Origin of the sequence: Streptomyces sp. NPDC059456 (genome assembly GCF_042750055.1) — a bacterium.
Lineage (GTDB): Bacteria > Actinomycetota > Actinomycetes > Streptomycetales > Streptomycetaceae > Streptomyces.
The window spans coordinates 17,169-35,621 of the sequence record NZ_JBHYVA010000009.1 but is presented as its reverse complement, the minus strand read 5'-3'; the positions used below and the strand labels follow the sequence as shown (position 1 = coordinate 35,621).

Annotated in this window: 16 protein-coding genes and 1 pseudogene; 9 read left to right on the top strand and 8 right to left on the bottom strand. The window is 74.2% G+C overall.

Translation table 11 applies throughout. From position 1 onward, the window contains the following. Positions 1-120: 120 nt before the first annotated feature. On the bottom strand, positions 121-2,289 hold the full coding sequence (uvrB, locus tag ACFXA3_RS02215; RefSeq protein ID WP_385180657.1) for an excinuclease ABC subunit UvrB: 2,169 nt from the start codon (positions 2,287-2,289) through the stop codon (positions 121-123). Positions 2,290-2,535: 246 nt separating this feature from the next. Here uvrB and ACFXA3_RS02210 point away from each other — a divergent pair, with 246 nt between their 5' ends. The 3 genes from ACFXA3_RS02210 to ACFXA3_RS02200 all read left to right on the top strand — a co-directional run bounded on the left by ACFXA3_RS02210 (position 2,536) and on the right by ACFXA3_RS02200 (position 5,584). Next, positions 2,536-3,492, top strand: a complete 957-nt coding sequence (locus ACFXA3_RS02210; RefSeq protein ID WP_385180654.1) for a glycerophosphodiester phosphodiesterase family protein — start codon at positions 2,536-2,538, stop codon at positions 3,490-3,492. 53 nt (positions 3,493-3,545) lie between these two features. Beyond that, on the top strand, positions 3,546-4,109 hold the full coding sequence (locus tag ACFXA3_RS02205) for a methylated-DNA--[protein]-cysteine S-methyltransferase (RefSeq protein WP_385180652.1): 564 nt from the start codon (positions 3,546-3,548) through the stop codon (positions 4,107-4,109). Between the two features lie 173 nt (positions 4,110-4,282). Further along, positions 4,283-5,584 carry an MFS transporter gene (locus ACFXA3_RS02200; protein ID WP_385180650.1) on the top strand — a complete coding sequence of 434 codons (1,302 nt, stop codon included), beginning with the start codon at positions 4,283-4,285 and terminating at the stop codon, positions 5,582-5,584. On the opposite strand, the gene ACFXA3_RS02195 is transcribed toward ACFXA3_RS02200, so the two are convergent. Further along, a complete protein-coding gene (locus tag ACFXA3_RS02195; RefSeq protein ID WP_385180648.1) occupies positions 5,574-5,936 on the bottom strand; it encodes a cupin domain-containing protein in 363 nt (120 codons plus the stop codon). The two genes, ACFXA3_RS02200 and ACFXA3_RS02195, sit on opposite strands and share 11 nt — an antisense overlap. A gap of 187 nt (positions 5,937-6,123) precedes the next feature. Here ACFXA3_RS02195 and ACFXA3_RS02190 point away from each other — a divergent pair, with 187 nt between their 5' ends. Together ACFXA3_RS02190 and ACFXA3_RS02185 are read left to right on the top strand one after the other, a co-directional pair. After that, the gene (locus ACFXA3_RS02190) at positions 6,124-7,050 is read left to right on the top strand and encodes a pseudouridine-5'-phosphate glycosidase (RefSeq protein ID WP_385180646.1); all 927 of its coding nucleotides are present in this window, start codon (positions 6,124-6,126) and stop codon (positions 7,048-7,050) included. Next, positions 7,047-7,946, top strand: a complete 900-nt coding sequence (locus ACFXA3_RS02185) for a carbohydrate kinase family protein (RefSeq protein ID WP_385180644.1) — start codon at positions 7,047-7,049, stop codon at positions 7,944-7,946. Before ACFXA3_RS02190 ends, ACFXA3_RS02185 begins: the two co-directional genes overlap by 4 nt. A gap of 21 nt (positions 7,947-7,967) precedes the next feature. Here ACFXA3_RS02185 and ACFXA3_RS02180 read toward each other — a convergent pair whose 3' ends face one another. Both ACFXA3_RS02180 and ACFXA3_RS02175 read right to left on the bottom strand, forming a co-directional pair. Next, positions 7,968-8,591, bottom strand: coding sequence for a hypothetical protein (locus ACFXA3_RS02180; RefSeq protein WP_385180641.1), 624 nt, complete (start codon positions 8,589-8,591; stop codon positions 7,968-7,970). Positions 8,592-8,795: 204 nt separating this feature from the next. Then, entirely contained in the window at positions 8,796-9,449 is a 654-nt protein-coding gene (locus ACFXA3_RS02175; RefSeq protein ID WP_385180638.1) for a uridine kinase, read from the bottom strand. 91 nt (positions 9,450-9,540) lie between these two features. Between ACFXA3_RS02175 and ACFXA3_RS02170 the strand changes: the two genes are divergently transcribed. Continuing rightward, positions 9,541-10,986, top strand: coding sequence for a WGR domain-containing protein (locus tag ACFXA3_RS02170; RefSeq protein ID WP_385180635.1), 1,446 nt, complete (start codon positions 9,541-9,543; stop codon positions 10,984-10,986). Between the two features lie 10 nt (positions 10,987-10,996). Here the strand turns inward: ACFXA3_RS02170 and ACFXA3_RS02165 are convergent, their stop codons facing one another. Continuing rightward, positions 10,997-11,410, bottom strand: a complete 414-nt coding sequence (locus ACFXA3_RS02165) for a cupin domain-containing protein (protein ID WP_385180633.1) — start codon at positions 11,408-11,410, stop codon at positions 10,997-10,999. Positions 11,411-11,561: 151 nt separating this feature from the next. Between ACFXA3_RS02165 and ACFXA3_RS02160 the strand changes: the two are divergent. Beyond that, a pseudogene (locus ACFXA3_RS02160) lies at positions 11,562-12,206 on the top strand (DUF2293 domain-containing protein); the annotation flags it as partial. 231 nt (positions 12,207-12,437) lie between these two features. Here ACFXA3_RS02160 and ACFXA3_RS02155 read toward each other — a convergent pair. Then, positions 12,438-13,145: a chaplin gene (locus ACFXA3_RS02155; protein ID WP_385180631.1), complete on the bottom strand. Its 708-nt coding sequence runs from the start codon at positions 13,143-13,145 to the stop codon at positions 12,438-12,440. A gap of 151 nt (positions 13,146-13,296) precedes the next feature. Here ACFXA3_RS02155 and ACFXA3_RS02150 point away from each other — a divergent pair, with 151 nt between their 5' ends. After that, entirely contained in the window at positions 13,297-13,845 is a 549-nt protein-coding gene (locus ACFXA3_RS02150) for a hypothetical protein (protein WP_385180628.1), read from the top strand. On the opposite strand, the gene ACFXA3_RS02145 is transcribed toward ACFXA3_RS02150, so the two are convergent. Both ACFXA3_RS02145 and ACFXA3_RS02140 read right to left on the bottom strand, forming a co-directional pair. Further along, on the bottom strand, positions 13,826-15,031 hold the full coding sequence (locus ACFXA3_RS02145; RefSeq protein ID WP_385180625.1) for an SWIM zinc finger family protein: 1,206 nt from the start codon (positions 15,029-15,031) through the stop codon (positions 13,826-13,828). The two genes, ACFXA3_RS02150 and ACFXA3_RS02145, sit on opposite strands and share 20 nt — an antisense overlap. After that, positions 15,028-17,835 (bottom strand): SNF2-related protein, encoded by a 2,808-nt coding sequence (locus tag ACFXA3_RS02140; RefSeq protein WP_385180623.1) that lies wholly within the window; start codon positions 17,833-17,835, stop codon positions 15,028-15,030. Before ACFXA3_RS02140 ends, ACFXA3_RS02145 begins: the two co-directional genes overlap by 4 nt. Before the next feature lie 352 nt (positions 17,836-18,187). Between ACFXA3_RS02140 and ACFXA3_RS02135 the strand changes: the two genes are divergently transcribed. After that, complete coding sequence (locus tag ACFXA3_RS02135; RefSeq protein ID WP_385180620.1) at positions 18,188-18,448, top strand: DUF6343 family protein; 261 nt, start codon at positions 18,188-18,190, stop codon at positions 18,446-18,448. The last annotated feature ends 5 nt before the right edge of the window (positions 18,449-18,453 follow it).

The following is an 18,453-nucleotide window of genomic DNA, read 5'->3' as shown; positions in this document are numbered from 1 at the left end:
CTGATGGCCTGACCCTTGGTCATGTTGACCGTCACGCGCTGTCCCCTCTCCCTAGCCCGCCCCCACATGGGTGAGCACCTTGTACCTGCGGCTGTGCCAACCCTACTGACCGGCCCCGGGTCAGGCGAGGCCCGCTTCCTTCATCTGTCGCAGCTCCTTCTTCAGCTCGCCCACCTCGTCGCGGATCCGGGCCGCGACCTCGAACTGGAGCTCGGCGGCCGCGCCGCGCATCCGCTCGGTCATCTGCTCGATGAGCGCCGCCAGTTCCTCGGCCGGACGGTCCGTCAGCACCGCGGCGTCCTTGGCCGCCCTGGCCGCCTTGGCACCCTTGACCTGCTTGCCGCCCACGGTGACCTGGCCCGCCTTGACCACGCCGAGCGACGGCACGGGAGCCTTGGCGGCCTTGCCGTCCTTCCCCTGGCGGTACCCGGTGCCGAGCAGCTGTTCGGTATCGAGCTCCTCCCGGGCGATGGTGGCGACGATGTCGTTGATCTTCTTGCGCAGCGGCTGCGGGTCGATGCCGTTCGCCGTGTTGTACGCGATCTGCTTCTCCCGGCGCCGGTTGGTCTCCTCGATGGCCTTCTCCATCGCCGGGGTCATCTTGTCCGCGTACATGTGGACCTGGCCGGAGACGTTGCGCGCCGCACGGCCGATGGTCTGGATCAGGGAGGTCCCGGACCGCAGGAAGCCCTCCTTGTCGGCGTCGAGGATCGCCACCAGCGACACCTCGGGCAGGTCGAGGCCCTCGCGCAGCAGGTTGATGCCGACCAGGACGTCGTACTCGCCGGCCCGCAGCTCGCGCAGCAGCTCGATCCGGCGCAGCGTGTCGACGTCGCTGTGCAGGTAGCGGACCTGGATGCCCAGCTCCAGGAAGTAGTCCGTGAGGTCCTCGGCCATCTTCTTGGTGAGGGTCGTGACCAGGACCCGCTCGTCCTTCTCCACCCGCTGCCGGATCTCGTGGACCAGGTCGTCGATCTGCCCCTCGGTGGGCTTGACGACGACCTCGGGGTCGACGAGGCCGGTGGGGCGGATGATCTGTTCGACGAAGCCGTCGCCGCGCGAGAGCTCGTACTTCCCCGGGGTGGCGGACAGGTAGACCGTCTGGCCGATCCGCTCCTGGAACTCCTCCCACTTGAGCGGCCGGTTGTCGAGGGCGGACGGCAGCCGGAAGCCGTGGTCGACCAGGGTCCGCTTGCGCGAGGCGTCGCCCTCGTACATCGCGCCGATCTGCGGGACGGTGACGTGCGACTCGTCGATGACGAGGAGGAAGTCCTCGGGGAAGTAGTCGATCAGGGTGTTGGGCGCGGAACCGGGCTCCCGGTCGTCCATGTGCAGCGAGTAGTTCTCGATGCCGGAGCAGGACCCGATCTGGCGCATCATCTCCAGGTCGTACGTGGTGCGCATGCGCAGCCGCTGCGCCTCCAGCATCTTGCCCTGCTTCTCCAGCTCGGCGAGGCGCGCGGCCAGCTCCGTCTCGATGCCGCGGACCGCCTTCTCCATCCGCTCGGGGCCGGCGACGTAGTGGCTGGCGGGGAAGACGTACAGCTCGCGGTCCTCGCTGATGACCTCGCCGGTCAGCGGGTGCAGGGTGGACAGGGCCTCGATCTCGTCGCCGAACATCTCGATGCGGACGGCGAGTTCCTCGTAGACCGGGAAGATCTCGATGGTGTCGCCGCGCACCCGGAAGGTGCCGCGGGTGAAGGCCACGTCGTTGCGCGTGTACTGGATGTCGACGAAGCGGCGCAGCAGCTGGTCCCGGTCGATCTCCTCGCCGACCTTGAGGGGGACCATCCGGTCGACGTACTCCTGCGGGGTGCCGAGGCCGTAGATGCAGGACACGGAGGCGACGACGATCACGTCCCGCCGGGTGAGGAGCGAGTTGGTCGCGGAGTGGCGCAGCCGCTCCACCTCCTCGTTGATCGAGGAGTCCTTCTCGATGTAGGTGTCCGACTGCGGTACGTACGCCTCGGGCTGGTAGTAGTCGTAGTACGAGACGAAGTACTCGACGGCGTTGTTCGGCAGGAGCTCGCGGAACTCGTTCGCCAGCTGGGCGGCGAGCGTCTTGTTCGGCGCCATCACCAGGGTCGGCCGCTGGAGCTTCTCGATCATCCAGGCCGTGGTGGCCGACTTGCCGGTGCCGGTCGCACCCAGCAGGACGACATCCTTCTCACCTGCACGGATGCGCTTCTCCAGCTCGGCGATGGCCGCCGGCTGGTCGCCGCTGGGCTGGTAGGGGCTGACGACCTCGAAGGGCGCCACCGTGCGTTCGATCTTGGATACAGGCCGCATGAGTCCACCGTACGACCCCCCACTGACACGCACGCGGGCGCGCCGTGCCGCGGCGGCCCCGGGCGGGCCGGGCGGACGGGGTGGAAGTCCTCCTTTCTGGTCCGTTTGTCGTAGTTCGGTGGCGGCCCGGTGATCTTCAACCGCATGATCGCCGTAGAGGTCCCCCGTGTAGTGCAACGCCGCAACGCCTGTCAGTCCGCACGCGTCTGACGCAGGAACAGGGCTCCCCGACCGAGGAGAACGCACATGTACGTCCGACCCGCCGCCGCGGCCGCCGCCGCCTTCCTGGGCTTCACCCTGACCCTGCTGGGCGGGACGGCCTCGTCCGCCGCCACCGGCCCCGCCCGCCCCTCCTCCCCCACCGGTTCCGCAGGCCCCGCAGGATCCGCGGGCCCCGCGGGCTCCCCGGGGCTGCTGGGCCCCGTCGTCTACGCCCACCGGGGGGCCTCGGCCTACGCCCCGGAGAACACGCTCCCGGCGATCGACCTCGCGAGGCGGCTGGGGTTCGACTGGGTCGAGAACGACGTCCAGCGCACCAAGGACGGCGAGCTGGTCGTGGTGCACGACGACACCCTCGCCCGCACCACCGACGTCGAGCAGGCGTTCCCGGACCGCAAGCCCTGGCGGGTCAAGGACTTCACCGCCGCCGAGATCGCCACGCTCGACGCGGGCAGCTGGTTCGGCGAGCAGTACGCCGGCGCCCGGGTGCCCACCCTGCACGAGTATCTCGACCGGGTGCAGCGCAACCGGCAGCGGCTGCTGCTGGAGATCAAGAAGCCCGAGCTCTACCCCGGGATCGAACAGCAGACGCTCCAGGTGCTGGACGAGGCCGGCTGGCTCGACGAGGACCACGTGCAGCGCCGCCTGGTCGTACAGAGCTTCAGCGCCGACTCCGTGCGCATCGTGCACGACATGCGTCCCGACGTCGTGACGGCCTTCCTGGGCACCCCGACCGTCGCCGACCTGCCGAAGTACGCCCTCTTCACGGACCGGATCAACCCCTGGCACACCACCATCTCAGCCGACTGGGTCACGGCCGTGCACGGCCTGCTGGGCGCCCACGGCAAGGCGATGGAGGTGGACACCTGGATCGTCGACGACCCGGCGACGGCGCGGAAGGTGCAGGGCATGGGCGTGGACGGGATCATCACCAACGCCCCGGACGTCGTACGGAACACGGTGCTGGGGGGCCGCGTCCGCTGAGCCGGCCGCGGCGGGCCCCCCGGGCTGTCGTACCCGCCCCGTACGGTGGAGGGGTGGACAGCACCGAGCGGCCCCGCGGGCCGCACCTCGAATGGACCGTCGTCGACAGCGACATCGGGCCCCTGCTCCTGGCCGCCACCCCGGAGGGGCTGGTCCGGGTCGAGTTCCATGCCGGGCCGGACCGGGTCGACGGGATGATCGGCTCCCTCGTCTCCCGGCTGGGCGCCGACGCCCGGCGTCCGGAACCGGGCCGCGAGGTGCTGCTGGCCGAGCCGATACGCCAGCTGAACGCGTACTTCGCAGGCTCGCTCAAACGCTTCGAGCTGCCGCTGGACTGGCGGCTCAGCTCCGGCTTCAACCGCCAGGTGCTCCAGGAGCTCGACCGCTCGGTGCCCTACGGGGCGGTCGTCGGGTACGGGGAGCTCGCGGCCCGGGTCGGCCAGCCGGGCGCGGCCCAGGCCGTGGGCAACGCCATGGGGTCGAACCCGCTGCCGCTGGTGGTGGCCTGCCACCGGGTCGTGGAGAACGACGGGGGGATCGGCGGCTTCGGCGGCGGGGTGGAGACCAAGCGGACCCTGCTGGCCCTGGAGGGCGTCCTGCCCCGGCCCCGGTTCTGAGGGGCGCGCTGAGGCGGGCCGGGGGCCGGTCCGGGGGGAGGGCGGGTGTCGGGCGTATTTTCCGTTCCGCCGGGCGGTAAGGGGTGGGAAACTGCCGCGGTGACTACTGCCACCGCCTCCGGCGGCACCGCGCCCGTCCGCCGCCCCGCGCCGTCGCGACGGGGGTGTCCGGCGTGACCGCCCTGCCCGGCACCGACCGGCCCGCCCCGCCCGCCGACCCGGCGGACCTGCCCCGCCTCCAGCGCCGCATCTCCGGAGTGCTGATCGCGAGCCAGATGCTGGGCGGCCTCGGCGTGCCCATCAGCATCGCCCTGGCCCCGGTCCTCGCGACGCAGGTCAGCGGCACCGAAGCGCTGTCCGGCTTCGCCTCCACCGCCGCCGTGATCGGCACCGCGGCGGTCTCGCTGCCGCTCGCCGCCCTGATGACCGCGCGCGGCCGCCGGCCGGGGCTGGTCCTCGGGTACGGGATCGGCGCCGCCGGTGCGGGGCTGGTCGTCCTCGCGGCCGTCATCAAGAGCTTCCCGCTGCTGATGCTCGGCATGGCCGCCTTCGGAGCGGCCTCCTCGGCCAACCTCCAGGCCCGGTTCGCGGCCGCCGACCTCGCCGCCCCGGACCGCCGGGCCCGGGCCGTCGCCGTCGTCGTCTGGGCCTCGACCCTCGGTGCGGTGCTCGGCCCGAACCTCTCCGCCCCGGCCGGCCGCAGCTTCGCCGGGACCTCCATACCCGAGACGGCGGGCCCCTTCGTCTGGGCCGGCGCCGTCTTCGTCCTCACCGGCACGCTGATCGGCCTGTTCCTGCGGCCGGACCCGCTGCTGACGGCCCGGGCCCTGGCCGCGCCCGCCGAGCAGGGCCCCGGAGCCCGCTCGCTGCGCGCCGGGGTCGCCGCCGTCAAGGCCTCGCCGCGGGCGCGCCTCGCCCTGGTCACCGTCGCCGTCTCGCACACCGCCATGGTTTCGATCATGGTCATGACCCCGGTCGACCTGGGCCACCACGGCGCCACCCTGGAGCTCGTCGGCCTGGTGATCAGCGGTCACATCGCCGGGATGTTCGCCTTCTCGCCGGTGATGGGCTGGCTCGCGGACCGGGTCGGCCGGCTGTCGGTCATCGGCCTTGCGGCCGGTCTGCTGTCGCTGGCGGCCCTGCTCGCCGGCACGGCCGGACCGGACCACGCACAGAGCGCGCTCGGCCTGTTCCTGCTCGGCCTCGGCTGGTCCGCCGGCATGGTCTCCGGCTCGGCCCTGCTCACCGACTCGGTGCCGCAGGCCGCACGGGCCGCCGTACAGGGCCTGAGCGACCTGACGATGAACACCTGCGCGGGCGTGGGCGGCGCGGCCGCCGGCCTGGTCATGTCCCACGCCGGCTACGGCTGGCTGAACGCGATCGGCGCGGGTCTGCTGCTGCCGATGGCGGCGCTGGCCCTGTTCACCGCGCGCCGCCACCCGGCCGCCGCCACGGCCACGGCCGCTAAAAGCTGATGTGGTAGGCCTTGCGCAGCGTCTCGTGGACGGTCCAGGTGGTCTTGTCGCCCTCCCGGAGCACGCAGGCGGAGCCGGGGCCCACCTCCAGGGTCTCCCCGCCCTCGACCTCGATGGTGGCGCGGCCGCTGACCACGACGAACAGCTCGTTCGCCTCGGTGTCGGTGACCACGCCGGGGGTGATCTGCCAGATGCCGCGCAGCTGCTTGCCGTCGGGGGACTCCCACAGCACCTTGCCCGTCACGACGGGCTCGCCGGAGAGGATCTGGCCGGGGTCGAGGTCCTCGACCTCCAGCGCGGCGTCCGGTACGGATACGGCGAACGAGGCGGGTCCGTGCTCACTGGTGCTCATGCCGAGTCACCCTAATCCGGCCGTCCGGCGCGGCGGGGTGACCAGAACGTCCAGGTTCCGCACGTCGGACGGGGCAACCTGTCCAGCCGGCGCCGCGCGCAGGCCGCCGGGGCGCGGCACCCGCAGGGTTTCGGACGGCGGGCGGGGAGCGCGTTTGGGGGCGCACGTCCCGTGCCATGGATGGGACATGCACACATCACCCGAGGTCCCCGTCCTGTCCGAAGAGGTCCGCGAGGCGCTGGAGCGGGGCCGTCCCGTCGTGGCGCTGGAGTCGACGATCATCGCGCACGGCCTGCCCCGCCCGCGCAATCTCGCCGTGGGCGCGGAACTGGAGGCGCTGGTACGGGCCGAAGGTGCGGTTCCGGCCACGATCGCGGTCGTCGACGGCGTGGCGTACGCCGGTCTCGACAAGGCGCAGCTGGAGCGGATCGCCGGCGGCGAGGGCGTGCGCAAGCTCGGCCACCGGGATCTGGCGCCCGCGCTCGCGACGGGTGCGACCGGGGCGACGACGGTGTCCGCGACGGCGTTCCTGGCCGCGCGGGCGGGACTGCGGGTCTTCGCCACGGGCGGGCTGGGCGGTGTGCACCGGGAGTACGCGCAGACGCAGGACGAGTCGGCGGACCTGGCGCTGCTGGCGCGGACGCGGATCACGGTGGTGTGCGCGGGGGTGAAGTCGATCCTGGACGTGCCGGCGACGCTGCAGCGGCTGGAGACGCTCGGGGTGGGGGTGCTGGGCTACGGGACGGAACGTTTCCCCGGGTTCTACCTCTCCAGTTCCGGTGAGCCCGTGGACTGGACCGTCCGCCGGCCGGAGGAGGTGGCGGCGGTGATGGCCGCCCAGGACGCCGTCGGCGGCCCGGAGTCGGCGCTGCTGGTGGCGAATCCGGTGGCGGAGACGGAGCAGTTGGATCCGGAGGTGCACGACCGGGTCCTGGCCGAGGCCCTCGCGGAGTGCCGGGAGCGGGGGATCACGGGACAGGCGGTGACCCCGTTCCTGCTGGGGTTCCTGGTACGGGCCACGGGCGGGGCGTCACTGGAGGCCAACCTGGCGGCGGTCCGCGGCAACGTGACGCTCGGGGCCAGGATCGCGGGAGCCTGGGCGGCGCGCGCGTGACGGCGTCCGGGGCGCTGCTGGTCATCGGGGACGTGGTGACGGACGTCGTCGCGGTCCATCCGGAGCCACTGGCTCCGGCCACGGACACGGCGGCGCGGATCCGGACCCTGCCGGGCGGCGCCGGGGCCAACGCGGCCTGCTGGGCGGCCCACGCGGGGGCGCCGGAGGTACGCCTCCTCGCCCGGGTCGGCACCGAATCGGCCGGGTGGCACGAGCAGGTGCTGCGGGACGCGGGGGTGCGGCCGCGGCTGGTGGTCGATGCGGCCGAGCCGACCGGGACGGTGGTGGTGCTGGTCGGCAAGGACGCCGAGCGGACCTTCCTCACCGACAGCGGCGCCTCGCTGCGGCTCTCCCCGGAGGACTGGGCTCCGGCGCTGCTGGACGGGGTGGCGCATCTACACCTGTCCGGCTACCTCTTCTTCACCGACACCAGCCGCGAGCTGGCCCTGCTCGCGCTGCGGGCGGCGCGGGCCCGGGGGGTGCCGGTGAGCGTGGACCCGGCTTCGGCGGGCTTCTTGGCCGCGCTGGGTCCGCGGCGCTTCCTCGATGACGTGGCGGGGATCGGCGTACTGCTGCCCAACGAGGACGAGGCGCGGCTGCTGGCCGGGCTGCCGGAGCCGGCCGGGGTGGCCCGGGCGGCGGCGGAGCTGAGCCGGCGGGTGCCGCTCGTCGTGGTCACCCGTGGTGCGGCCGGGGCGCTGGTGGCCGAGGGGGGCCGGGTGACCGCGGAGGTGTCGGCGGAGACGGCCGAGGCACTCGACTCGACGGGCGCGGGGGACGCGTTCACCGGCGGGTTCCTGGCGGCCCGACTCTCGGGCGCGGCCCCGGCGGCGGCGGCCGGGGCGGGGTGCCGTGCGGCCGCGCAGGCGGTCACCCGGCTGGGCGGGCGACCGTAGCGTCGGGGTGCGCGTGGGCGGTCACACGGTGTACTCCTCCTGGCCGAGGGTGTCGATCACGCCCGCCTTGTTCACGTTGTAGTGGAACACCAGCCCCTTGTCCGGGTGGGTTTCCAGCCATGAGGTGAGCTCGTGCGTGGTGATCGGCTTGTTCGTGGAGCCGGAGAGGATCGGGGCGTGGGCACCGATCTTGGCGTCCTCCGCGATCGGGATGTAGGTCTCCTCGCCGACGGTCACGAAGGGGGTGGCGCCGCCCGCGACGGGGCAGCCCCAGTGGCCGTGCCTGACGATCAGGCTGTAGGCGCCGCCCTCGGGGGTGTAGCGGTAGACGGCGATCTCGTTCGGCGAGACCGGGTCCTTGGGGGCGCAGGTGGGACCGGGGGCGGGCGGCTTCGGCTTGGCCGGGCCGCCGGCGGTGGCGGTCGGGGCCGGCTTCTTCGAGGACGCCGCGGAGGAGGCGGACGGCGTCGCCGTGCCGGCCGGGGCGGAGGAGGCCGAAGTGGCCGAAGGGGTCGCCGCGCTCGCACCGGACGCCGTAGCCGCGGAGCCCGGAGCGGCTCCCGCGGCGCCGTCGTCCCCGTTGCAGGCCGTCAGGGCCAGGGTCCCGCAGAGCAGCAGGGCGGCGGCGCAGGCCTGCCGCCGCAACCGTCTCGGACCCTGAACCGCTTTGCCGCGTCCGCCCATTGCCGTCTCCCTCTGCCAAGGCGCCACCCGGTGGCCGCCGTCGAAGCGTGCCGTCAACGTAGCGCCGGGTTCAGGCCGCGGCGATGGCCGGATCCGGTTCGTCACGGAGCCGCGATGGCGCTGTTGCGGATCCTGGACGTCCGTGACGGGGCGGGGGTCCGGAGGTCAGCCCGTGGGGCCGGTGAGACCGGTCCAGGCGGGGTGGCGGGGGTCGTCGGCCCGGACCACCGCGTCGGCCCGGGCCGCGGGGTCGGTCTCCGCCTCGTAGCGGGCGAAGGCGGGCAGGGTCCAGCGGGCGGACTCCTCCGTGCGGCGGGCCAGCGCCCCCGGGGAGAGCCGGATGTGCACGCCGAGGTCGAAGGGGAACCAGTGGCCCAGCAGCAGCGGGCCGTGCACGATCACCACGCCGCCCGCCGGGAGCTCGGTGTACGGGCTGCGGGTCGCCCGGTCGGTGACCGGGTCCCAGAGGTCGGGCAGCACGCGGCCGGTGCCGCCCGGGTCGGTCGGGCCGAACACCTCGCGCCACAGGGCGGCGGTGTCGTACCAGTTGCCGAGGTAGGAGTCCACGTCCTCGCGGCCGAACTCGAAGCGCAGGGACGCCGGCCGCAGGAATCCCGCGGCGGCCACCACCAGGGCCGGGCGGCTGCGCAGCCGCAGCGCCTCGGCGAGGTGGCCGGCGAGGACGTCGGTGCCGGCGGCGGGCGCGCCGTCGATGCCCACGCGCTGCCACGTCCCGGACCCGGCCGGGGGCTCGTGTTCGTCGAGGTGGCCGGCGAGGCGCTCGGCCATCCGCTGCCATGTGATCGCTTCCAGCTGCACGAGCCCATTGTCAGTGGTGGGCCTTAGCGTTTTTCACGAGGGATCACCGGCGGGAAGGAGCCGTTGGCCCGGCCTTGGGGAGGGGTCTGTCATGGCTCGCGAAACGACGTATCTGGAACTGTCGCAGGACGGCGGCGGGGCGCACAAGTTCTACGAGGTCACCGTGGACGGCACGGCCGTGTCGGTGCGGTACGGCCGCATCGGCGCGGACGGCCAGCTGCAGAGCTCGTCGTTCCCGACCGTCGAGAAGGCCCGGGCGGCGGCCGCCAAGAAGATCGGGGAGAAGGTCCGCAAGGGGTACGCGCCGGCCGTCGCCGGACAGCGCGCCCCGCGGGCGGTGACGCGCCGCCAGGTCAGCTCGGCGCCGTCGACGGCGCGGGCGGTGGCCCCGGTGCTGTGGCGGTTCCGTACGGGTTCCTCGGCGTTCGGGATCCACGTGGACGAGGACCGCTGCTGGGTGGGCAACCAGGCGGGGGACGTCTACACGCTGAGCCACGCGGGCGAGGTGCTGGCCCGGTACTCGCTGCCGGACGGGGTGAAGTGCCTGGTCGCGGACGACTTCTGGATCTACGCGGGCTGCGACGACGGCACGGTGTACGACCTGTCCTCGAAGGTCCCGTTCGGCGCCTACGACATCGCGGCGGACGTGGACATCTTCTGGCTCGACATCCACGAGGGCGTGCTGAGCGTGTCCGACCGCGACGGCGGGCTGACGGTCATCGACCACGAGGACGAGTTCCAGTGGTCGCGGCGCTCGTCCGGCGCCAACGCGTGGATGGTCCGGGCGGACGAGCGGGCGGTCTACCACGGGCACAACAAGGGCGTGACGGCGTACGCGGCCGACGGCGGGGCGCAGTTGTGGCACCGGCCCACCAACGGCAACGTGCTCTTCGGCTGGCAGGAGGACGACGCGGTCTACGCGGGCACCGGACGCCACACCGTACAGCGGCTGTCGAAGGCGACGGGCGCCGAGGAGGCCTCGTACCGCTGCGATTCCGCGGTGTACGCGTGCGCGACCTCACCGGACGGGCGGCACGTGTTCGCCGCCGACAACGCCGCGTCGGTGTACTGCTTCGACGCCGACGGGCAGCGGGTGTGGAAGCTGGGCACGGGCGGCGGTTCGGCCCTGTCCATGCAGTACCTGGACGAGCGGCTGTACCTGGTCACCACGGACGGGTCCCTGATCTGCATGGACGCGAGCGAGGCGGCGATCCTCGCGGCCCAGCGGGGCTCGGTGCCGACGGCCGTGGACGTGAAGTCGGCGGCTGCGCTCCCGGTGTTCACACCGGCGGCCTCCGCCTCGGCGGTGGCGACGGTCTCGGTGGCGGCGGCGCCCGCGGACGGGGTGGTCGTGGAGTGCGTGCAGCGGGGCGGCCGGATCCGGGTGCAGGTGGTGTCGGGCGGCTTCGAGCCCTCGTGGAACGTGCAGTTCCCGCGCGGGATCCGGGAGCCGGGTGCCCGGTACGTGGTGGAAGGGCTGCACGCGGCCTCGGGAGGGTTCTACCGGGTGCGCGGGGAGATACGCCGCCTGGTCTGAACGGGCCGGGTCACGGGAGGAAGACCGGGCAGTCGCAGGGGGTGGCGCCGGGCGGGGCGTCCGCGGGTATGGAGAAGGCCTCGCCCTCGGCGAGCGTGCAGGTCACGTACAGCACGACCGGCACGGTGCCGAGGTTGCGGCCGAGGTGGAGGTGCTCGATGCCGGGCGGCTCGACGAAACTGGTCCCGGGCCGGTGCACGACTTCCGAGTTGTCGTGCAGGATCCGGGTCAGCGTCCCGGACTTGACGAGCGCGATCAGCGGAACGCGGTGGAAGTGCCAGCCGGTGCAGCCACCGGGCGCTATGACGACCTCCCGGCCGGCCAGATGCTCCGCCGTGTCCTGCGCCGTGTCCTGCGCCGCCTCCGCGGCCGCCACGGCTTCCGTGGCTCTCGCGAGCCGTGCCGTCGTCTGCCGTCCGGCCATGTGTGTGCCCCTCCCCCACGGGCATCACGGCCCTCCGCAGCCCCGACGCCCCACCGTAAGGGACTTCCGTACATCCAGCGAGAGTTGGGGAATCCGTGATCGCCGTTCGCGGCGAGGTGATAAGCGGACCGGACGGCGGTATCACCTGGTCATGAGCCTCGTGGTGTTCGAGTCGCCGAAGCAGATCAACTGTGCGCAGTGCCGCCGGGGCCCGCTGCGGCATCTCGTCCGTGAGGCCGGGGTTCCCCGCTGCCTGGACTGCGCCGATCTCGGACACCTGGTCTACCTGCCGCGCGGGGATGCCGCGCTCACCCGGCGGGCCCGGGAGGCCAGTTCGCTGTCCGCGGTCGTCGTCCGCTTCAACAAGCGGCGGCGCCGCTACGAGCGCCAGGGTCTTCTCGTCGAGGATCCCGCCCTGGCGCGCGCGGAGCGCGCCTGCCTCGCGGACGCCGAGGCGCGGGCCCGCCGCCGGGAGCGGGACCGGCTGCGCCGTGCGGCCGAGGACACCCGGTTCACCGCGGCCTTCGCCGCGGAGATCCGGCGGCTGTTCCCGGGCTGTCCGGCCGAGCGGGCTGCGGCGATCGCCGCGCACGCCTCGGTGCGCGGCAGCGGCCGGGTGGGCCGTACGGCGGCCGGCCGGGCCCTTGACGAACAGGCGGTGTCGGTGGCGGTCCGGGCCGCGGTGCGGCACACCGACACCGAGTACGAGGCGCTGCTGATGGCGGGCGTCCCGCGGTTCGCGGCCCGGGCCCGGCTGGCGGCGCGGATCGACGCGATCCTCGACGGCTGGCGCACGCCTGCGCCTCCGCCACCCCCGCCCGCTGCTCCGGCCACTGCCGCGCCCGCCTCGGCGCCGGCTTCCGAACCGGTCCCCGGGCCCGTCTCCGAGCCCGTTCCCGCGCCGGTCTCCGTGCGCGTCTCCGAGCCTGTCCCCGCGCCCGTCCCCGCGCCGGTCTCCGTGCCCGTCTCCGCGCCCGTCTCCGCGGCTGTGGACGGGGCCGGGCCGGACCCGTAGCGTGCGGGTCGGCTACCCGAGGCGGAAGCGGCGGTAGAGCAGCATCCCGCCGAGCAGCAGCGCCCCGCCGCCGGGCAGCAGGTAGCCGACGCCGTCGGCTCCGGTGTGGGCGAGCGCCGGGCCGTGCTGCGGTGGCGCGGCCGGAGTGACGGGCTGCTCGACGACCGGGGTCTGCGGCTGCGGCTGCGGTTGCGGCTGTGACGGCGTCTGGGGCTGCGGCGGCTTGCCCCCGCTGGGCACCTCGGCGTTGACGGAGGTATTGCCGGCCGAGGTGTTGCCGATGCCGACGACGTTGACCGAGTTGCCGCTGACGTTGAGCGGGAGATCGACCGGGAGGTGGATCCCGTTGCCGGACAGCAGCCCGGGCGAATCCTTTCCTCCCCCCTCGGCGTGCGCTCCCCCGCCCGAGCGGGTCCCGCCGCCCGCCGTGTTCCCGGCGCCGGGCTTCGACGGCTGCGAGGACACCGATCCCGCACGCCCGTCGGCGCCGTGCCCGGAGTCGTTGACACAGCGGTTGCCCGCCGCCGAGTTGAGCAGTCCGACCACACTCACGGTGTTGCCGCACACGTTCACCGGGGTGTGCACCGGCAGTTGCACCAGGTTCCCGGACAGCAGCCCCGGCGAACGCTCGGCCGTTCCGCCCGCGTCCGCGTCGGCGTGGGCGAATCCGCTGACACCCGCGACCGCCAGTCCACCGCCCGCAACCACCGCCGCGATCAAGCCATTACGACGACTGTGTCGCATCAGTTTCCCTGCCTTCCGGAGGAGTTCACGGGTATGGCACCCGCACCGGAAACAACGCGGTAAACCCATTCGGGTTATAGAGGCGGTGGGCATTTCACCCCATCGTGTACTGGGTACTGCCTAGTTCATGACCGATCGCCCGCTGCTGCTCCTCGACGTGGACGGCCCCCTGAACCCCTTCCGGTCCCGGCTCGCCGGGCTCCGCGGATACACGAGCCACCGGATGCGCCCGGCCGACTGGACGGCCAACGTGGACCCCGGCTCGCGCACGGCGCGGCGCGGACTGCGGGTCCGCCTGCACCCCGCGCACGGCGCCCGCCTGCTGTCCCTGCCCTTCGACCTCGCCTGGGCCACCGCCTGGATGCACCAGGCCAACACGATGATCGCCCCGCGCATCGGACTACCCGGCGATCTTCCCGTCATCGAATGGCCGGAACTGTTCGCCGACGACCCCGACGGTCTGTTCTGGAAGACGCGTCCGCTCCTCGCCTGGGCGGCGGGCCGTCCCTTCGCCTGGGTCGACGACATGATCACCCCGCAGGACCGCGCCTGGATCGCGGCCCACCACCCGGCCCCGGCCCTCCTCCTGCGCATCCACGCCCGCCACGGTCTGCGCGACCGCGACTTCACCACGTTGACGCGGTGGGCGGCGGAGGTCAGCGACGCAGGGCGGTGAGCGGGTCCGGGGAAGGAACGCCCGTGGGCCACCAGTCCTCGGTGTCCGGGCGGGACTCGTAGGCGTACCAGAGGCCGTCGCGGCCCAGCCTGAGCTGGCGGGTGTGCGAGGTGAGGCGGTTGCGCTCGGGGCGGAAGGCTCCCTCGGAGGCGGCCAGGAGCGCCGGGCGGGCCCGGTCGAAGGGGCCCGCCGGGGGGTCCCAGGGCTCTTCGAGCGCGGCGAGCGCGGGCCGCCCGCCCTGGCGCCAGGCGGCGGCCGCCCGGGCCAGGTCGGTGGTGGTCCGGCCGGTGGCCCGGGCCAGGTCCCGGTAGAGGGTGCGGGCCGCGCCGGTGAGACCGGCGGTGTGGTGCGCGGAAGCCAGGCGGACGGCGTCCTGCCACAGGGTGAGGCCGGCGATCGGGTCCTCGGCGGTGGTGAGCAGCACGAGGGCGCGTGCCGCGGCATCCGTGGCGAGCTGGTCCAGGGCCAGCGGGTCGGGCGCCGCCGGGTCGGCCGGAAAGGCGGGCGGCAGGCCCGCCGCGGCGGGTGCGGCGAGCGGTGCGGGCAGCGGCGGCAGGCCGGTGCGGGCCACCGCGGCGCGGGCCGGGACACCGGGGAAGTCCGGTGCGGTGTCCGGCTGTTCACGGGCGGCGTGGGCGGCGTTGCGCCGGGTCAGCTCGTCGAGGAGCTCCCGCTCGCCCCGGCCGCGCAGGAGCAGCAGGACGAACGGGTCCTCGTCGAGGAGCCGGGCCGCCCGGTAGCACAGGGCCGCCGCGTGCTTGCACGGCGGACGGGCGGTGTCCGGGCAGGAGCAGCGCGGGACGAGCTCGCCCGCACCCGGCAGCACGGCCCCCGCCAGCGACTGCGGCACCTCCCGCTCCAGCAGGCCGGCGAGAGCCGTCGGATCCGCGGCCACCGCCTCCAGGAGTTCGTTCCACTCGGCGTCGGCGAAGGGGCCCAGCGCCAGTTCGGTGCGGTACGGGCGGGCCCGGCTGCCCCGTACGTACGCCACGATCCGGCCCGGGGTGACGGTGACCGCGTCGACGTGCCCCTCTTCGGCGTACGCGCGTCCCCGCGCCAGGCGGGCCGGGTCGCGGGACACCGCTTCGAGCGCCGCCACCCAGGCCCGGCCCCACCAGCTGGCGGCCTGCACCCCGGCGGGCACGGTCTCGAAGGTGCGGCGGCGGTCGTCCCGCGCGGTGATCATGCGGGCCTCCGCAGGGAGACGAGGTCGGCCAGCTCGCGGTCGGTCAGCTCGGTCAGCGCCGACTCCCCCGAACCGAGCACGGCATCCGCCAGGGCCCGCTTCGCCTCCAGCATCTCGGCGATCCGGTCCTCCACGGTGCCCTCGGCGATGATCCGGTGGACCTGGACCGGCTGCGTCTGCCCGATCCGGTACGCGCGGTCGGTGGCCTGCTCCTCCACCGCCGGGTTCCACCAGCGGTCGAAATGGATGACATGGCCGGCCCGGGTCAGGTTCAGCCCGGTGCCCGCCGCCTTCAACGAGAGCAGGAAGACCGGGACTTCGCCGGACTGGAAGCGGTCCACGAGCTCCTCGCGGCGCGCCACCGGGGTCCCGCCGTGCAGCAGCTGGTGGGCGATCCCGCGGGACGCCAGGTGCCGCTCGATGATCCGGGCCATCGTCACGTACTGGGTGAAGACCAGCACCGAACCGTCCTCCGCGAGGATCGTGTCCAGCAGCTCGTCCAGCAGGGCCAGCTTGCCCGAGCGGTGCGGGATCCGCGGCTGCTCCTCCTTCAGGTACTGCGCGGGGTGGTTGCAGATCTGCTTGAGCGAGGCCAGCAGCTTCATGATCATGCCGCGCCGCTCGATCCCCTCGCTCGCCTCGATCACGGCCATCGCCTCGTCCACCGCGGCCTGGTACAGCGAGGCCTGCTCGCGGGTCAGGGAGACCGGATGGTCGGTCTCCGTCTTCGGGGGCAGCTCGGGGGCGATCCCCGGGTCGGACTTCTTGCGCCGCAGCAGGAACGGCCGGACGAGCGCGGCGAGCCGGGCGACCGCCGCCTCGTTGCCCCCGTCCTCCTCCTGCTGGTGCTCCACCGGACGGGCGTGCCGGGCCCGGAACGTCGTCAGCGGGCCCAGCAGGCCCGGCGTCGTCCAGTCGAGCAGCGCCCACAGCTCGGAGAGGTTGTTCTCCACCGGGGTGCCGGTCAGTGCCACCCGGGCCGGCGCCGGGATCGTGCGCAGCGCCTTCGCCGTCGCCGAATGCGGGTTCTTCACGTGCTGCGCCTCGTCGGCGACGACCATGCCCCAGGGCTGTTCGGCCAGCCGGGCCGCGCTCGCGCGCATCGTCCCGTACGTGGTGAGCACGAATCCGCCGGCCAGACCGTCGAGGCTGCGGCTGCCGCCGTGGAACCGGCGCACGGCGACGCCGGGCGCGAACTTCTCGATCTCCCGCTGCCAGTTGCCCAGCAGGGACGCGGGGCAGACGACGAGCGTGGGCTCGGGGCGGTCCCGGTGCAGGTGCAGCGCGATCAGCGTGACCGTCTTGCCCAGGCCCATGTCGTCGGCGAGGCAGCCGCCGAGGCCGAGCGAGGTCATCAGGTCCAGCCAGGCCAGACCGCGGGCCTGGTAGTCGCGCAGGGTCGCCTTCAGCCCGGCGGGCTGCGGCAGCGGGGCCTGTTCGCCGGTCAGCCGGTCCCGCAGGGCGGCCAGCGCCCCCACCGGTACCGCCGCCACCGGCTCGCCTTCCACCTCGGCCGTCCCCGTCAGTACGGTCGCGAGCGCATCCACCGGGTCCAGCAGCCCCAGCTCCCGCTTGCGCGCCTTGCGCACCAGCTCGGGATCGACCCGCACCCACTGGTCGCGCAGCCGCACCACGGGCCGGTGGGCCTGCGCGAGGGCGTCCATCTCCCCGGGGGTGAGCCGGTCGCCGCCCAGCGCGAGCTCCCAGGAGAACGCGAAGAGGTGGCCGGCGTCGAAGAACGCCGTGCCGTCGGTGGCGGAGCCCGGAGCGGTGGACCGTACGACCGCGGTCGCGGACAGCGTACGAGCGAGCTCGCGCGGCCAGTGGACCAGGACCCCGGCGGCCGCCAGCCGGCTCGCGGCCCTGCCCAGCAGGTCTTCGAGCTCGGGGTCGGAGAGGGCCAGCACGTCGGGGACGGGCTGGTCCAGCAGCCGCAGCAGGGGCGGCCAGACCCGGGCGGCCCGGCGCAGCGCCAGTACGGAGTCGATCCGGGCGCGCGGCCCGAAGCCGGCGGCCGCCGCACCGGCCCACAGCAGCCCGGCGTCGGTGACGAGGGTGGGATCGGCGAGGCTGTGCACCTGGACGACGGCGGCGCCCGCCCGGCGGTTGTCCTCCTCCTCGGCCTCGTCGAACAGGCGGAACGAGGACAGGTCGAGCCGCAGCGAGATCCCCACGCCGGCATCGGCGCCGGCCGCGACCTGCGCGGCCCAGTCCTGTATCCCGGGCACCCGCTGCGGCTCCTGCGCGGCGAACGGCCGTCCGGTGGCCACCGGCGCGGCCGGGGTGCGCGGCAGGCCGTCTGCGACGGCGTCGAGGAACGCGCGGACCAGGGCCTCCGGTTCGGGCAGCTGGAGCGGGCGGCGCCCGGCCAGGGGGGTGGCGTACCCCTCGTACGGGAGCGCGGCGGCCACCGCGCGGAGGTGGCCGACGTCCTCGGCGTCGAGCGGGCCGGCCCGCCAGGCGTCGATCCCCTCGGGGGTGACCCCGGGCAGCAGCCGGCCGCGGGCCACGAGCGCGAGCGCGTGGCGGGCGGCGGTGCCCCAGGCGCGGGTGGCGGGATGGGTGACGGCGCTGAGCGGGGCGCGGGCGAGCAGGGGCAGGGCCCGGGCCACGGACAGGCTGAGGGCGGGGACGGTACGGCTGCGGACGCCCTGGCCGTGCGGCCGTACGACGGTGAGCACCGTCGGGCTCCCGGCCGGGAGGTCGGGGAGGGCGTCCCCGTCGGGGGCCCAGAAGGCGATGCAGGCCTCGCGGGGGACGGCGGCGGGGAGGAACACGGCGGGATGCCGCAGGAGCACGTCCAACGGCTGATGCGGCTGCGGCTGCCGTCGGTGCGGCCGATCCGGCTGCGGTGTCACGGCGTCGCCTCCCCTCCCCTCGGTCCTCGGCCCAGACGGGTCCCGTCTGTCCCCCGAAGTCTAGGCGTGGGCACTGACAACGCCGCTGAGCTGCGCAAACACCGGCCGTGCCACCGCGTACCGCCTCGTGCCGCCCAGGCCGGCCGCGCAGCCTGCGCCGCCCAGCAGCCGTGGGCGCACCCGGGCGGGGCGGCCGCTGCAGGGGTCCGCGGCACCCCGCCCCGTTGCCGGGGCGGGATCCCCCGGCCACGGGGTGCCATCGCCCCGCCGGTGGGACCATGGACCTGAGGCGATGGTCATGCGTTCCGGAAACGAGCCGGTGACCGCCCGCAGTCCGCTGCGGCTGCGGTTCTGGCTGAGCCTGTGGGGGCTCGTCTGGGCCGCCGCCGGGACGGCCGCGTTCTCGCTGGCCGGCCGGCCCGGGTGGGCGGCGGCCTGCGGGGTGCTCGCCGTGCTCGCGCTCGTGGACCTGATCGTGGTCGTGCACCACATCCACCAGGGGCCGCACTACCAGCCGGGCCCGGACGTCCCCCCGTACGAACCTCCGCGCGGCCGGTGACACGC

Coding starts and splice junctions, on each gene's coding strand:
- uvrB (WP_385180657.1), bottom strand. CDS start 2,289: ATGCGGCCTGTATCCAAGATCGAACGCACGGTGGCGCCCTTCGAGGTC.
- ACFXA3_RS02210 (WP_385180654.1), top strand. CDS start 2,536: ATGTACGTCCGACCCGCCGCCGCGGCCGCCGCCGCCTTCCTGGGCTTC.
- ACFXA3_RS02195 (WP_385180648.1), bottom strand. CDS start 5,936: ATGAGCACCAGTGAGCACGGACCCGCCTCGTTCGCCGTATCCGTACCG.
- ACFXA3_RS02190 (WP_385180646.1), top strand. CDS start 6,124: ATGCACACATCACCCGAGGTCCCCGTCCTGTCCGAAGAGGTCCGCGAG.
- ACFXA3_RS02170 (WP_385180635.1), top strand. CDS start 9,541: ATGGCTCGCGAAACGACGTATCTGGAACTGTCGCAGGACGGCGGCGGG.
- ACFXA3_RS02165 (WP_385180633.1), bottom strand. CDS start 11,410: ATGGCCGGACGGCAGACGACGGCACGGCTCGCGAGAGCCACGGAAGCC.
- ACFXA3_RS02150 (WP_385180628.1), top strand. CDS start 13,297: ATGACCGATCGCCCGCTGCTGCTCCTCGACGTGGACGGCCCCCTGAAC.
- ACFXA3_RS02145 (WP_385180625.1), bottom strand. CDS start 15,031: ATGATCACCGCGCGGGACGACCGCCGCCGCACCTTCGAGACCGTGCCC.
- ACFXA3_RS02135 (WP_385180620.1), top strand. CDS start 18,188: ATGCGTTCCGGAAACGAGCCGGTGACCGCCCGCAGTCCGCTGCGGCTG.